11 protein-coding genes are annotated in these 13,434 nt (G+C 55.6%); 8 read left to right on the forward strand and 3 right to left on the reverse strand.

The features are described from left to right. Positions 1 to 28 precede the first annotated feature (28 nt). Genes prfA through kdsA form a run of 5 tightly spaced genes read left to right on the forward strand, consistent with a single transcriptional unit; the run spans position 29 to position 4,070 of the window. Entirely contained in the window at positions 29 to 1,111 is a 1,083-nt protein-coding gene (gene prfA, locus H7R76_RS10075; protein ID WP_035891560.1) for a peptide chain release factor 1, read from the forward strand. Next, positions 1,111 to 1,962 (forward strand): peptide chain release factor N(5)-glutamine methyltransferase, encoded by an 852-nt coding sequence (gene prmC, locus H7R76_RS10080; RefSeq protein ID WP_182930624.1) that lies wholly within the window; start codon positions 1,111 to 1,113, stop codon positions 1,960 to 1,962. Before prfA ends, prmC begins: the two co-directional genes overlap by 1 nt. Then, positions 1,959 to 2,351 carry an invasion regulator SirB2 gene (gene sirB2, locus H7R76_RS10085; protein ID WP_182967667.1) on the forward strand — a complete coding sequence of 131 codons (393 nt, stop codon included), beginning with the start codon at positions 1,959 to 1,961 and terminating at the stop codon, positions 2,349 to 2,351. Before prmC ends, sirB2 begins: the two co-directional genes overlap by 4 nt. A gap of 3 nt (positions 2,352 to 2,354) precedes the next feature. Further along, positions 2,355 to 3,164 (forward strand): invasion regulator SirB1, encoded by an 810-nt coding sequence (gene sirB1, locus H7R76_RS10090; protein ID WP_106926674.1) that lies wholly within the window; start codon positions 2,355 to 2,357, stop codon positions 3,162 to 3,164. Between the two features lie 51 nt (positions 3,165 to 3,215). Next, entirely contained in the window at positions 3,216 to 4,070 is an 855-nt protein-coding gene (gene kdsA / locus H7R76_RS10095; protein ID WP_182930472.1) for a 3-deoxy-8-phosphooctulonate synthase, read from the forward strand. Positions 4,071 to 4,212: 142 nt separating this feature from the next. Here the strand turns inward: kdsA and H7R76_RS10100 are convergent, their stop codons facing one another. Continuing rightward, the gene (locus H7R76_RS10100; protein ID WP_374956741.1) at positions 4,213 to 5,913 is read right to left on the reverse strand and encodes a penicillin-binding transpeptidase domain-containing protein; all 1,701 of its coding nucleotides are present in this window, start codon (positions 5,911 to 5,913) and stop codon (positions 4,213 to 4,215) included. Between the two features lie 503 nt (positions 5,914 to 6,416). Between H7R76_RS10100 and H7R76_RS10105 the strand changes: the two genes are divergently transcribed. The 3 genes from H7R76_RS10105 to H7R76_RS10115 are packed head-to-tail and all read left to right on the forward strand — an operon-like array spanning position 6,417 to position 8,177. Then, the gene (locus H7R76_RS10105) at positions 6,417 to 7,562 is read left to right on the forward strand and encodes a transglutaminase-like domain-containing protein (protein WP_106926680.1); all 1,146 of its coding nucleotides are present in this window, start codon (positions 6,417 to 6,419) and stop codon (positions 7,560 to 7,562) included. Next, positions 7,540 to 7,896: a hypothetical protein gene (locus H7R76_RS10110; RefSeq protein ID WP_197975075.1), complete on the forward strand. Its 357-nt coding sequence runs from the start codon at positions 7,540 to 7,542 to the stop codon at positions 7,894 to 7,896. The genes H7R76_RS10105 and H7R76_RS10110 overlap by 23 nt, the downstream gene beginning before the upstream one ends. Next, complete coding sequence (locus tag H7R76_RS10115; protein WP_106926684.1) at positions 7,893 to 8,177, forward strand: heavy-metal-associated domain-containing protein; 285 nt, start codon at positions 7,893 to 7,895, stop codon at positions 8,175 to 8,177. Before H7R76_RS10110 ends, H7R76_RS10115 begins: the two co-directional genes overlap by 4 nt. Positions 8,178 to 8,331: 154 nt before the next feature. Here the strand turns inward: H7R76_RS10115 and ompC are convergent, their stop codons facing one another. After that, entirely contained in the window at positions 8,332 to 9,477 is a 1,146-nt protein-coding gene (gene ompC / locus H7R76_RS10120; RefSeq protein ID WP_182967669.1) for a porin OmpC, read from the reverse strand. Between the two features lie 354 nt (positions 9,478 to 9,831). Beyond that, positions 9,832 to 13,359 carry a pyruvate:ferredoxin (flavodoxin) oxidoreductase gene (gene nifJ, locus H7R76_RS10125; protein ID WP_182967671.1) on the reverse strand — a complete coding sequence of 1,176 codons (3,528 nt, stop codon included), beginning with the start codon at positions 13,357 to 13,359 and terminating at the stop codon, positions 9,832 to 9,834. Positions 13,360 to 13,434 lie beyond the last annotated feature (75 nt).

Here is a 13,434-nt window from a genome sequence, read left to right on the forward strand (position 1 = left end):
CTATTTATAACAAGGTGCATTTACGCCAATGAAGCCTTCTATTGTTGCTAAACTGGAAGCTCTCTACGAGCGCCATGAAGAAGTTCAGGCGCTGCTCGGAGACGCAGCAACTATTGCCGATCAGGACCGTTTCCGCGCGCTGTCCCGCGAATACGCACAGCTGGGCGACGTGGCTCGCTGTTATACCGACTGGCGCCAGGTTCAGGACGATATTGAAACTGCCCAGATGATGCTCGACGACCCGGAAATGCGCGAAATGGCGCAGGAAGAGTTGCAGGAAGCCAAAGCCAAAGAAGAAGAACTGGAGCAACAGCTTCAGGTGCTCCTGCTGCCTCGCGATCCGGACGACGAACGCAATGCTTTCCTTGAAGTACGCGCCGGTACCGGCGGTGATGAAGCAGCGCTGTTTGCCGGCGACCTGTTCCGCATGTACAGCCGCTACGCTGAATCGCGCCGCTGGCGTGTTGAGATCATGAGCGCCAACGAAGGTGAGCACGGTGGTTACAAAGAAGTGATCGCCAAAATCAGCGGTGAAGGCGTTTACGGTCGCCTGAAGTTTGAGTCCGGTGGTCATCGCGTACAGCGCGTTCCGGCCACCGAATCTCAGGGGCGTATTCATACCTCCGCCTGTACCGTAGCCGTGTTGCCAGAGGTGCCGGAAGCGGAATTGCCGGATATCAACCCGGCGGACCTGCGTATCGATACCTTCCGTTCTTCGGGCGCGGGCGGTCAGCACGTTAACACCACCGACTCGGCTATCCGTATTACCCACCTGCCGACCGGCATCGTGGTGGAATGTCAGGATGAACGTTCGCAGCACAAAAACAAAGCCAAAGCGATGTCAGTGCTGGGCTCGCGTATTCGCGCGGCAGAGATTGCCCGCCGTCAGCAGGCGGAAGCCTCTGAACGCCGCAACCTGCTGGGCAGCGGCGATCGTAGCGATCGTAACCGTACCTACAACTTCCCGCAGGGGCGCGTGACCGATCACCGCATCAACCTGACGCTCTACCGCCTGGACGAAACGATGGAAGGCAAGCTGGATATGCTGATTGAGCCTATCGTGCAGGAATACCAGGCTGACCAGCTGGCGGCGCTGTCCGAGCAGGAATGATGACCTGGAGAGAGTGGCTACAGCAGGCTATCGCGACGCTGCAGGGGGGGGAAAGCCCGCGTCGCGATGCGGAGATCCTGTTAGGGCATGTGACCGGTAAATCGCGCACGCAAATTCTCGCGTTTGATGAAACGACGCTGAGCGCGGCACAGGCGGAAACGCTAACGCAGCTGCTGGCACGGCGACAAAACGGCGAGCCCATTGCCCACCTGGTGGGTAGCCGTGAGTTCTGGTCGCTGCCGCTGTTTGTCTCTCCAGCGACCCTGATCCCTCGCCCGGATACCGAGTGCCTGGTTGAACAGGCGCTGGCGCGTCTGCCGCAGAGGCCGTGCCGGATCCTCGATCTCGGTACCGGCACCGGCGCGGTGGCCCTGGCTCTGGCCAGCGAACGGCCGGACTGCCAGCTGACAGCCGTCGATTATATTGCCGATGCGGCGGCCCTGGCGCAGCGTAACGCGGACCATCTTGGGATAACGAACGTGACGATAATGCAAAGCGATTGGTTCAGCGCGTTGAGCCCACAGCGTTTTGCCATGATTGTCAGCAACCCGCCGTACATTGATGAACAGGACGAACATCTTAGCCAGGGCGACGTGCGCTTTGAACCGAAAACCGCGCTGGTGGCCGGGGATAGCGGTCTGGCCGATTTAGCCCATATCGTTAACCAGGGGCGTGACTGGCTGGAGCCCGGCGGCTATATGCTGCTGGAACATGGCTGGCGGCAGGGGGCGGCGGTTCGCGCGCTCTTTACCTCAGCCGGCTATGCGCAGGTGCAAACCTGCCGTGACTATGGTGACAACGATCGTCTGACGCTGGCGCAGTGGCCTGGCGCTCCGGAGGCACAGGCATGAGTTTTTTCCAGTTTGTGCTCTATTTGCACATCGCGTCGGCGGTAGTTTCCGTCTCCTTTTTCGCACTGCGCTATTGGTGGATGCACCACCGCAGCGCCCTGTTTGAGGCGCGCTGGGTGCGCATTTTACCGCACGCGGTTGACAGCGTGCTGCTGCTCAGCGGCCTCGCGCTGATGGTGATGACGCGCTATTTTCCCTTTACCGAAGAGGGGGGATGGCTGACGGAGAAACTGTTTGGCGTTATCATTTACATCTTTTTGGGGTTTGTCGCGCTTGGACGTCGTCGTCCGCGCAGCCAGCAGAGCAAGTTTATTGCGTTTTTGCTGGCGCTGATGGTGTTGTGCATCATCGTTAAACTCGCCATCACTAAAGTTCCGCTGTTGGGGTAGGGTATGAAGTCACTGGCTGATTTTGAATTTAATAAAGCGCCGCTGTGCGACGGCATGATCCTTATTTCCGAATTAATTCGTGATGATTTCCCGTCGCAGAAGGTGCGCGAGCAGCTCGAGTGCCTGGTGGCGCTGGCGCGGGAAGAGATCAGCCCTTCCTGGACGCTGACGCGCCAGATGGAACGCCTGATTGAGTTGTTCTACCACGAGTGGAACTTTGGCGACTCCTCCGGCGTCTACCGCTTGTCGGATGCGCTGTGGCTGGATCAGGTGCTGAAAAATCGTCAGGGCAGCGCCGTGGCGCTCGGTGCGATTGTGCTGTGGATCGCCGGGCATCTGGATATTCCGGTGGTGCCGGTGATTTTCCCGACCCAGCTGCTGCTGCGCGCCGACGTCGACAACGAAGAGCTGTGGCTGATCAACCCGTTTAACGGCGACACGCTTGACGAGCATACGCTCGACGTGTGGCTGAAGGGCAACATCAGCCCGATGGCGGAGCTGTTCAATGAGGATCTCGATGAAGCGGATAACGCCGAAGTGGTGCGTAAACTGCTCGACACGCTGAAATCGGCGCTCATGGAAGAGCGGCAGATGGAGCTGGCGCTGCGTACCAGCGAGGCGTTGCTGCAGTTTAACCCGGAAGATCCCTACGAAATTCGCGACCGCGGGCTGATTTATGCCCAGCTGGAATGTGAGCACATCGCACTGAACGATTTAAACTATTTCGTTGAGCAATGTCCGGAAGACCCGATCAGCGAAATGATTCGCGCGCAGATTAACACCATCGCGCATAAACAAATTACTCTTCACTAAACGGGAAAAATCCCGGTTATAATCGCGGAAATACCCTAACAAGGCGATCTTATGAAAGAAAAAGTGGTTAGCATTGGTGATATCAAGGTAGCAAACGATCTGCCGTTTGTTCTGTTTGGCGGCATGAACGTGCTGGAGTCACGCGACCTGGCGATGCGTATTTGCGAACACTACGTGACCGTGACCCAGAAGCTGGGCATCCCTTACGTGTTTAAAGCTTCATTTGATAAAGCCAACCGTTCCTCTATCCACTCTTACCGCGGCCCAGGCCTGGAAGAGGGGATGAAAATTTTCCAGGAGCTGAAGCAAACCTTCGGCGTGAAAATCATCACTGACGTGCACGAAGCCAGCCAGGCGCAGCCGGTTGCCGACGTGGTGGACGTGATTCAGCTGCCAGCGTTCCTCGCTCGTCAGACTGACCTGGTGGAAGCCATGGCCAAAACCGGCGCGGTCATTAACGTGAAGAAGCCGCAGTTTGTTAGCCCGGGCCAGATGGGTAACATCGTGGACAAATTCATCGAAGGCGGCAACGACAAAGTGATTCTTTGCGACCGTGGTTCTAACTTCGGTTATGACAACCTGGTCGTTGATATGCTGGGCTTTGGCGTAATGAAAAAAGCGTCCAACAACTCGCCGGTTATCTTCGACGTCACCCACTCGCTGCAGTGCCGCGACCCGTTTGGCGCCGCAAGCGGCGGCCGTCGTGCGCAGGTCACCGAACTGGCGCGCGCCGGTATGGCGGTGGGAATTGCCGGTCTGTTCATTGAAGCGCATCCGGATCCGGACCATGCGCGCTGCGACGGCCCGTCCGCGCTGCCGCTGGCGAAGCTGGAACCGTTCCTGAAGCAGATGAAAGCAATTGACGATCTGGTGAAAGGTTTCGACGAACTGGATACCAGCAAGTAATCATTGCTGAGGTCTGAAAAAACCGCTCCGCGTTCAACGGGGCGGTTTTTTTTGCGTCATTGATAACAAAAAAGGCCGCTGGCTATGACCCCAGCGGCCCATTTCGGGCGCACGCCGCCGTGCGGCAGCCTGATGGTATGAGCTACTGCAACAGCGCGTCCGGGGCAATATTCATATTTTTCAGCACGGGCCCCATAATGTTGCCAAATATTGGTGCTGCTACCGACCCCCCGAAGTGGGTACCGGCCGTCGGGTTATTCACCACGACGACCAGCGCCACTTCCGGATGGCTGACCGGCGCGACGCCAGCGGTGTAGTTCACGTAGCCGCCGTCATATTTGCCGCTGTCACCCAGCTTTTCCGCGGTCCCCGTTTTGGTTGCCAGACGGTATCCCGGCACCGCTGCGCGTACGCCGCTGCCGCCGGGCAGCACGTCGCTCTCCATCATGTGCACCACCGTTTTGACAATTGACGGATCGGCAATCTGCTGGCCGATAACCGGCGGAGTCACTTTGGTAATGGATAGCGGGCGATAGATACCAAATGACCCGAGGGTGGCATATTCACGTGCAATTTGCAGCGGCGTCACGCGGAGCCCATAGCCAAAGGAGAAGGTGGCGCGTTCGATATCGGCCCACTGCTGGCGATGCAGCGGGAAGTAGCCAACGCTTTCGCCGGTCAATCCCAGACCGGTTGGCTTACCCAGCCCAAAAGCGTGGTAGGTATCAACCAGCGCCTGGGCCGGCATGGCCAGCGCAATATGCGACACGCCAATATCGCTCGATTTTTGCAGAATACCGGTCGGCGTGAGCTGCGGCCAGTGACCCACGTCGCGGATCAGGTGCCCGTTGACGCGGTAGGGCGTGGTATCAAGCAGGGTATTGGGCTGAATAATATGCCTTTCCAGGCCTTCGATGATCACTAATGGCTTCACCGTTGAACCGGGCTCAAAGCTGTCGTTAATCGCCACGTCACGCATTTGCAATGGGGTGGCGTTATCAAAGTTATTGGGGTTGTAAGAGGGATACGAAGCCATCGCCAGGATTTCGCCGGTGTCGATTTTCACCAGCACCGCCGCGCCGGAGTCGGCCTTGTTCAGCAGAACGCCTTCACGAAGTTTGCTGTACAGCGTGTACTGATCGAATTTATCGATACTGAGCTGAACGGTAGGTGGCTGTTTCGGTGCATCGTAATCCAGAACGCTGATAATATCGCCGTTGGCATCCTTACGATAAATTTCTTTGCCCGGCTCACCCTGTAAAATAGTATCGTAGCCTTTTTCAACACCGTTGAGCCCCGTATTATCGGCGCCCACAATACCTATTAGTGGGGCTGCCGCTTCGCCCATTGGGTAGAAGCGGCTGTCGTCATAAATTTCGCTGATGCCCTTTATATGCAGATCGGCGATATCCTTAGCAATCCCGAGCTCAACTTTCCGCTCAAGGAAAAGAAAATGACGCCGGGAATTCTGGTAAATTTTGTTCGCAATTTGATCGGTGGTGGTATTCAGCGCTGCGGCGAGATATTGCCATTTTGCATCGCGAAAATTGGGGCTGGCCTCAACGATTTTCACCGGATCGACCACCACGTCACGTGACGGGACGCTCATGGCCAATGCTTCGCCATCGCGATCGACCAGCGTACCGCGGTTGGTGGGCAGTACCACGGTGCGCAGCGAGCGCTGATCCGCCTCTTTTGCCAGCATCGGGTGGTTCAGAAACTGCAGATCGGCGACCCTTACCAGTAAAACGCCGAGGCAGCCAAGAATACCAAGACAGATTATTGTGTAACGAGACGTAATAAATGAGTCTTTATTTTGCTTTTCTGTTGATTTTCTTTTCATTTGTAACATAAAACCACATGAATTTTTATTTTTTATAATCAATTGCCGCCAGTCGTGATTTATCAACGGCTGCCACGATGCAATTTAAAACCCATTGTCAGGCGAACTCGTGAAACAGTTTACAGGTAACGTCATTGATAACAAGCCATTAAGTTAACATATTATTTCAGCGCTAATGGCGTATTGCCGGTGAGCTGATTAACAATAATTGATGAGAAATTACGCAAGCGTGTGCCAATAAATTTACCTGGGGTTGAATTTCGGTGAGCGTGCTTTTCCGTTATTTACTTCATGCTGGCTGAATATTATCGGAGCCATCCGCAGGTTTGCTCATCTTTTTCGATTTGTTATAACATTACGCAGGCGGGGGCGTGATTTTAACCGATGATGCCGTTTGCATCCTCATATCCATTGTCGTGCTGAATACATGGCCGCATAATAGCGCCCAGCCTCCGCAGGTGCGGGGTGAAGCGCCAGCTTTTTCTGGTGATGAAGGATACACAATGCAAAGGCGTAACTTCCTGAAAGGCGCTGCGGCCCTGTCCACGCTGGGTCTGGTCAGTCCGGTTTTTGCCAAAACTGAAGCGAAAGCGCAGCCCGCCGTCTCTTCTTCCGGCAAATACCGCCGTTTTGTGATGACGCAAACCTATAGCCTGAAGGCTCCGCAAGGTTCTTCTGGCAAGGTGAATTTGTGGATCCCTATCCCAGAAGATACCGCCTTCCAGCAGCTGCTGAACCTCTCTTTCAGCGGTAATTACCAGAGCGCGACGTTAAATGCTAATAATCGCTATGGTGCGAAAGTGCTGTTTGTGACCTGGCCATCATCTGACGGGGCGCTGGATATCAAAGTCGAAATGGACATTGAAACGCGCGACTGGGAGGTGCTGAAAGACAATCGCCTGGCCGATTGGCAGCTGCCGGTCGCCGGCGCCGTGATCCCCGACGAGATCAAACCTTTCCTGCTGGCCACGCCGCACATTCCGGTTGATGGCCTGGTGAAAGAGACTGCGCTGAAAATTATTGCCGATGAAAAAGCGCCGCTCAAGCAGGCGCGTCTGATTCACAACTGGGTGAGCACCCATATGCATCGTGATGATGCGGTGATTGGCTGCGGCACCGGCGACGTCGGCGAAATTCTCAAAACCAACAAGCTGGGCGGCAAATGTACCGATATCAACTCGGTGTTTGTGGCGCTGTGCCGCGCGGTCGGCATTCCGGCGCGTGAAATGTTCGGCATCCGCTTAGGTGCCAGCCGTAAGCTGAACGGCTACTCGACGAAAGCCTTCGGCAGCGCCGACGATAAAGGTGTGGCCAAAATCAGCGGTGGTCAACACTGCCGCGCCATGTTCTGGCTGGCTGGTTTTGGCTGGATGCCCGCAGATCCGGCGGATGTGACCAAAATGCGTTTGACGGAGAAAAAAGAGAACGGCGATCCGGCGGTGACGGCAGTGAACGATTACCTGTTTGGTAACTGGGAAATGAACTGGGTCGGCTTTAACCACGCGCGGGATTTCGCGCTGTCACCTGCCGCAGAGCAGGGCGACGTGAACAATCTGGGCTACCCTTACGCCGAAGTGGATGGCGATCCGCTGAACTTCTACGATCCGGCCGCCTTTAGTTACGATTATGTCAGCGTCGAACAGCATTAAGGGCGGGCTGCTGACGCTGCTGGCGGCGGTGATCGCCGCCGGCGCATCAACGCTGTGCTGCATCGGGCCGCTGTTGTATCTGGTGTTTGGCATATCGGCGGCGGGGCTGGTGGGTATTCCCGGTGCCTCGTGGCTACAGATTCCGATGGTGATCGTCGCTCTGGGGCTGATGGCGCGCGGGTTCTGGCACTTGCATCTGTCGGCTAAGCCGGTATGCGTGAACGTGGTAAGCCGTCGGGTGCTGGTGTGGTTGTACTGGCTGGCGGTGCCGCTGGTGCTGGCGTTAATCACTTATCCTTACGTTTTGCCCTGGGTCTGGGAGTGGATGGAATGAAAAAAGCGATTTGTCTGGCGCTGCTGATGTTTACGCCGTTTGGCTGGGCGGCCGATAAGCTGGTCACCATTGATGTTGGCGAAATGAACTGCCCGCTGTGTGTAATTTCCATTAACCAGGCTTTGCGCAGTACCGAGGGCGTTATTAAGGCTAAGGCTTCGCTGAAAACGCGTCAGGCGCAGGTGGTGGTGCCCGAAAACTTTGATAATCAGCGGCTATTAGCGGCCATTGCTAAAACCGGATTCAAAGGGGAAATCCACGGCGAAAGCGTGGTGCAGTAAATAAAGAAAACCCGCCGGCAATGACCGTCATGCTTGCGCAGGCCGGATTAGCATCCGGCACACTGCGCGCTGATTGCCGGATGGCGGCGTAAAACGCCTTATCCGGCCTACCGTTCCTGACCGATCGGCATTAGCGGCGGGTTCTTATATCGTCTTAGAACTGGTAAACCAGGCCCATCGCGACAACGTTATCGGTGTTGATACCGTTTTCCTGATAGAAGGTATCGTTGCCGTCAAGCAGGTTGATTTTATAATCCACGTAGGTGGACATATTCTTATTAAAGTAATAAGTCGCGCCCAGATCCAGGTATTTCACCAGGTCTTTGTCGCCGACTGCGTTTGCTTTTACATTGTTGTTGCCGGTGTATAAATCCTTGCCTTTAGATTGCAGATAAGAGATTGCCGGGCGCAGACCAAAATCGAACTGGTATTGTGCGGTAACTTCAACGTTCTGCGTTTTGTTGGCCACGCCGTTATCATCACCGTATGGCGTCATATTACGCGTTTCTGAATACATGGATGCAAGGTAAAGGTTATTGGCGTCGTATTTCAGACCGACGGTCCATGCGTCTGCTTTATCGCCATCGGCAGTGGTATCTGTTTTCTGCGCGTTAGTACGATCGGAAGTCGCGTACGCGGCCGAAGCGCTCACGCCCATCCCCAGATTGTAAGAGGTGGACAGACCGAAGCCGTCACCGTTGTCTTTACGGACATTGCCGTCAGAACGGTTGTTTGTGCCATAGCTATTGTCGCCTTCGCCACCCTGGTTTTCATTTTTACCCTGATACTGCAGAGCAAAGTTCAGACCGTCGACCAGACCGAAGAAGTCGTTGTTGCGATAGGTCGCTACGCCGTTGGCGCGGCCAGTCATAAAGTTATCCGCGTTGGTGTAAGTGTCGCCGCCGAACTCTGGCAGCATGTCGGTCCAGCCTTCAACGTCGTACAATACGCCATAGTTACGACCGTAGTCGAATGAGCCGTAATTACCGAAGCGCAGGCCCGCGAAGCCGAGACGGGTCCACGCGTTGCCCGTATCGCTTTCTTCGGTATTGGCCTGAACGTTGTATTCCCACTGGCCGTAACCGGTCAGCATCTCGTTAATTTGTGTTTCGCCCTTGAAACCGAAACGAACATAGCTCTGGTCGCCATCAGAGCCGGAATTATTAGAAAAATAATGCAGACCATCTACCTTGCCGTAGATGTCTAATTTATTGCCGTCTTTATTATAAACTTCTGCGGTATGGGCTGCGCCTGCGGTGAGCAGGGCAGGAATGATGAGGGCCAGTACTTTTCTGTTCATTGAGTATATTCCTTTAGTATTTTTATTTGTGCGCTTCCCGATACAGGAAGTATGGCCATGCTAATAGAGAAAAATTCGAGAGGGTAAATAATATTTGTAACGCGATAAGTAAAATCTAAAGGAGGTGAGTCAATTGAAATGGTAATAATTTTGGTGAATGATTTGTCAAAATATATACAAATTTAAAATTATACAAGTAACGATATATAACGTAAGCTGCGGCCGTTATATGCCTTTATTATTCCGTGATTTATTTATGTTGCCGTGTGTCATTATTCTTATTCGTTATCTTAAATGACAAGCCCGAATAACTATTCGGGCTTTTTTTATGGTTTCAGAATGACCTTAGAGCGGTTATTCCTGTGGCGCTGGTTTTTCCGCTTTTCCGGCCATCATGGCAAGGAAGTCGTAGCGTTTTTGCAGATCCTCTGCCGCGTCTTTCCACAGCTGCTCTGCCACCTCTGGCTGCTGGCTGTTCAGGCGACGGAAACGCTGCTCGTTCATCAGCGTTTCGGCCAGCGCGTCTGACGGCGGACGTGAGTCCAGCGCCAGCGGAATCTTGCCTTCATCGGCACGACGCGGGTCAAAGCGGAACAGCGGCCAGAATCCGGTCGCGGTGAGCTGACGCATCTGATCGTGGCTGAGCGCCAGATCGTAACCGTGCTCCTCGCATGGGCTATAGGCGATGATAATCGATGGCCCCGGGTAGGACTCCGCTTCCTGGATAGCTTTCACCGTCTGGTTAAGCTGTGCGCCGAGCGAAATTTGCGCCACGTACACATGACCGTACATCATCATGCTGACGCCCAAATCCTTACGCGCCTTGCGCTTGCCGTGCTCACCAAATTTGGTGACCGCGCCGAGCGGGGTCGCTTTTGAGGCTTGCCCGCCGGTGTTGGAATAACACTGGGTATCAAGCACCAGAATATTGACGTTTTCGGTCAGACTCATGACATGGTCCAGACCGCCGAAACCGATGTCGTAGGCCCAGCCGTCGCCGCCAATAAGCCAGATGGATTTCTCAACCAATGCGTCCGCATCGGTCAGCAGCTCTTCGGCGCCTTCTACGCCGCTAAGCGCGCTGCGTAAGGCGGCAACCTGCTCACGACGCACTTCTGGCGTTGCATCCGCGTGCAGCGCGTCGTTGAGTTCTGCCGGAATATGCTCGGCAAAACCGTCCAGCAGGCGCATCACGCGCTGACGATGTTGATCGACCGTTAAGCGGAAGCCCAGGCCAAACTCGGCGTTGTCTTCAAACAGGGAGTTAGCCCACGCCGGCCCGCGGCCGTTAGCATCGGTGGTGTACGGCGTCGAAGGCAGGTTACCACCGTAAATGGAAGAACAGCCGGTGGCGTTGGCAATCAGCATACGGTCGCCGTATAGCTGAGTCAGCAGTTTGATATACGGCGTTTCGCCGCAGCCGGAGCAGGCGCCGGAGTATTCAAACAGCGGAGTGATAAGCTGGGAGGTACGAATATCAATGCGCTCCAGCTTGCTGCGGTCGATTTCCGGCAGTTCGAGGAAGAAGTCATAGTTCACTTTCTCTTCTTCTACGTGTTCCAGACGCGACATCATGTTGATGGCTTTGATATCCGGATTCTGTCGGTCTTTTGCCGGACAGACTTCAACGCACAGATTACAGCCGGTGCAGTCCTCTGGCGCCACCTGTAAGACATATTTCTGACCGCGCATGTCGCGCGACTTCACGTCGAGAGAGTGTAGGGAGGCCGGGGCGTTATCCATGGCTTCCGGCGACACCACCTTCGCGCGGATGGCCGAGTGCGGGCAGGCGGCAACGCAGTGGTTACACTGGGTGCAAAGATCTTCTTTCCAGATAGGAATCTCTTCGGCAATGTTGCGTTTTTCCCAGCGGGTGGTGCCGACAGGCCAGGTACCATCCGGCGGCAGGGCAGATACCGGCAGCGCGTCGCCAAGACCGGCCAGCATCGCCGCGGTGACCGTTTTGACAAAGTCCGGAGCGGCGTCGGAGACCACCGGCGGGCGATTAGGGCTGCTGGCGTTAACCTGCTGTAGCGGAACCTCAAACAGCGATTCACGGGCCAGCGCCAGCGCCTGCCAGTTACGCTCAACCAGATCCTGACCTTTGCTGCTGTAACTTTTGGCAATGGCGTTTTGCAACTCCATTAGCGCGCTATCGCCCGGCAGAATCTGCGTGAGGTGGAAGAAGGCCATCTGCATAACGGTATTAATTCGCGCCGCCAGGCCGCATTCACGGGCGATTTTCGCCGCATTGATCACGTAGAAGCGCGCCTGTTTCTGGTTCAGTACGGCCTGCACTTCCTGCGGCAAGCGCGCCCAGACTTCATCGGCGCTGTAGGGCGTATTGAGCAGGAAAATACCGCCGGGCTTCAGGCGCTCGGCCATCTGGTATTTATCGATAAACTGCAGCTGATGGCAGCCGACAAAATCGGCCTGTGCCACCAGATAGGCAGAACGGATCGGCTCGTCGCTGACGCGCAGGTGAGAGACCGTCAGGCCGCCCGCCTTTTTGGAGTCATAGACGAAGTACCCTTGCGCAAACCATGGCGTGGAGTTACCGATAATCTTAATGTTGTTTTTGGTCGCAGAGACGCTGCCGTCGCTGCCCAGTCCGTAGAACAGCGCTTCCAGACGTGCGCGCGACGGTAAAGTGTTTTCTACCTGCGGCAAGGAGAGATGGGTTACGTCATCGTAGATACCGACGGTGAAGCGTGGCTTCGGCTTGGCCGCCGTCAATTCGTTGAAAATAGACAGCACGCAGTCCGGGCCGAACTCTTTTGAAGAGAGCCCGTAGCGGCCGCCAATCACGCGCGGCAGCGTTTCGCGCTCGCCCTGGTTAAAGGCTTCCGCTAGCGCGGTCATGACGTCGAGATACAGCGGTTCGGCCTGAGCCCCCGGCTCTTTAGTGCGATCGAGGACCGCCACGCTGCGCACGCTTTCCGGTAGCGCCTGCAGAAGGTGCGCTGCGGAGAACGGGCGATACAGGCGAACTTTCAGTACGCCGACCTTCTCACCGCGGGTCAGCAGTTCATCTACCACTTCCTCGCAGGTACCAATCGCTGACCCCATAATCACAATGACGCGTTCAGCCTGCGGATGACCGTAGTATTCGAACGGTTTGTAACGCCGGCCGGTGGCATCGGCAAAATCATCCATCGCCTGCTCAACGTGGTCGTAAACCGCGTTATACCACGGGTTAGTGGCTTCACGAGACTGGAAATAAGTGTCCGGGTTTGCCGAGGTACCGCGGATAACCGGGTGTTCAGGATTGAGGGCGCGGGCGCGGTGAGCGGTGATGTCTTCCTGCGGTAACAGGCTGCGAATCGTATCGTCGGCCAACGGCACGATCTTGTTGATCTCGTGTGAGGTGCGGAAACCATCAAAGAAGTGAATAAACGGTACGCGGCTTTTCAGCGTAGCGATATGGGCAATCAGCGCAAAGTCCTGCGCTTCCTGCACGCTGCTGGCGCACAGCATCGCGCAGCCGGTCTGGCGTACGGCCATGACATCAGAATGGTCGCCAAAAATCGACAGCGCGTGGGTGGCGACGGTACGTGCTGCAACGTGCAACACAAAAGGCGTCAGCTGTCCGGCGAGCTTATACAGCGTGGGGATCATCAGCAAGAGGCCCTGCGATGAGGTAAAGGACGTTGACAGGGCACCCGTTTGTAGCGCCCCGTGTACGGCGGCAATCGCGCCTGCCTCCGACTGCATCTCGACCACGCGCGGCACGTCGCCCCAGACGTTCTTAAGCCCGTTGCCCGCCCAGGCGTCAGCCTGTTCAGCCATGGTTGAGCTTGGCGTGATCGGATAAATGGCGATGACTTCGCTGGTACGGAACGCCACCGAGGCGACCGCGCCATTACCATCAATTGTGATCATGGATTATGACACCTTACATTGCGCAAAAAAGTGGTCCGCGGGAGCGCCGCCAACCGGGAAATTGTTCGTCATTGA

It is taken from the genome of Klebsiella sp. WP8-S18-ESBL-06 (assembly GCF_014169755.1).
Classification (GTDB): domain Bacteria; phylum Pseudomonadota; class Gammaproteobacteria; order Enterobacterales; family Enterobacteriaceae; genus Kluyvera; species Kluyvera ascorbata_B.

What these genes read in the sequence shown, in the direction of transcription:
- prfA (WP_035891560.1), top strand. Translation starts at nt 29, where the DNA reads ATGAAGCCTTCTATTGTTGCTAAACTGGAAGCTCTCTACGAGCGCCAT.
- prmC (WP_182930624.1), top strand. Translation starts at nt 1,111, where the DNA reads ATGACCTGGAGAGAGTGGCTACAGCAGGCTATCGCGACGCTGCAGGGG.
- sirB2 (WP_182967667.1), top strand. Translation starts at nt 1,959, where the DNA reads ATGAGTTTTTTCCAGTTTGTGCTCTATTTGCACATCGCGTCGGCGGTA.
- sirB1 (WP_106926674.1), top strand. Translation starts at nt 2,355, where the DNA reads ATGAAGTCACTGGCTGATTTTGAATTTAATAAAGCGCCGCTGTGCGAC.
- kdsA (WP_182930472.1), top strand. Translation starts at nt 3,216, where the DNA reads ATGAAAGAAAAAGTGGTTAGCATTGGTGATATCAAGGTAGCAAACGAT.
- H7R76_RS10100 (WP_374956741.1), bottom strand. Translation starts at nt 5,913, where the DNA reads ATGAAAAGAAAATCAACAGAAAAGCAAAATAAAGACTCATTTATTACG.
- H7R76_RS10105 (WP_106926680.1), top strand. Translation starts at nt 6,417, where the DNA reads ATGCAAAGGCGTAACTTCCTGAAAGGCGCTGCGGCCCTGTCCACGCTG.
- H7R76_RS10110 (WP_197975075.1), top strand. Translation starts at nt 7,540, where the DNA reads ATGTCAGCGTCGAACAGCATTAAGGGCGGGCTGCTGACGCTGCTGGCG.
- H7R76_RS10115 (WP_106926684.1), top strand. Translation starts at nt 7,893, where the DNA reads ATGAAAAAAGCGATTTGTCTGGCGCTGCTGATGTTTACGCCGTTTGGC.
- ompC (WP_182967669.1), bottom strand. Translation starts at nt 9,477, where the DNA reads ATGAACAGAAAAGTACTGGCCCTCATCATTCCTGCCCTGCTCACCGCA.
- nifJ (WP_182967671.1), bottom strand. Translation starts at nt 13,359, where the DNA reads ATGATCACAATTGATGGTAATGGCGCGGTCGCCTCGGTGGCGTTCCGT.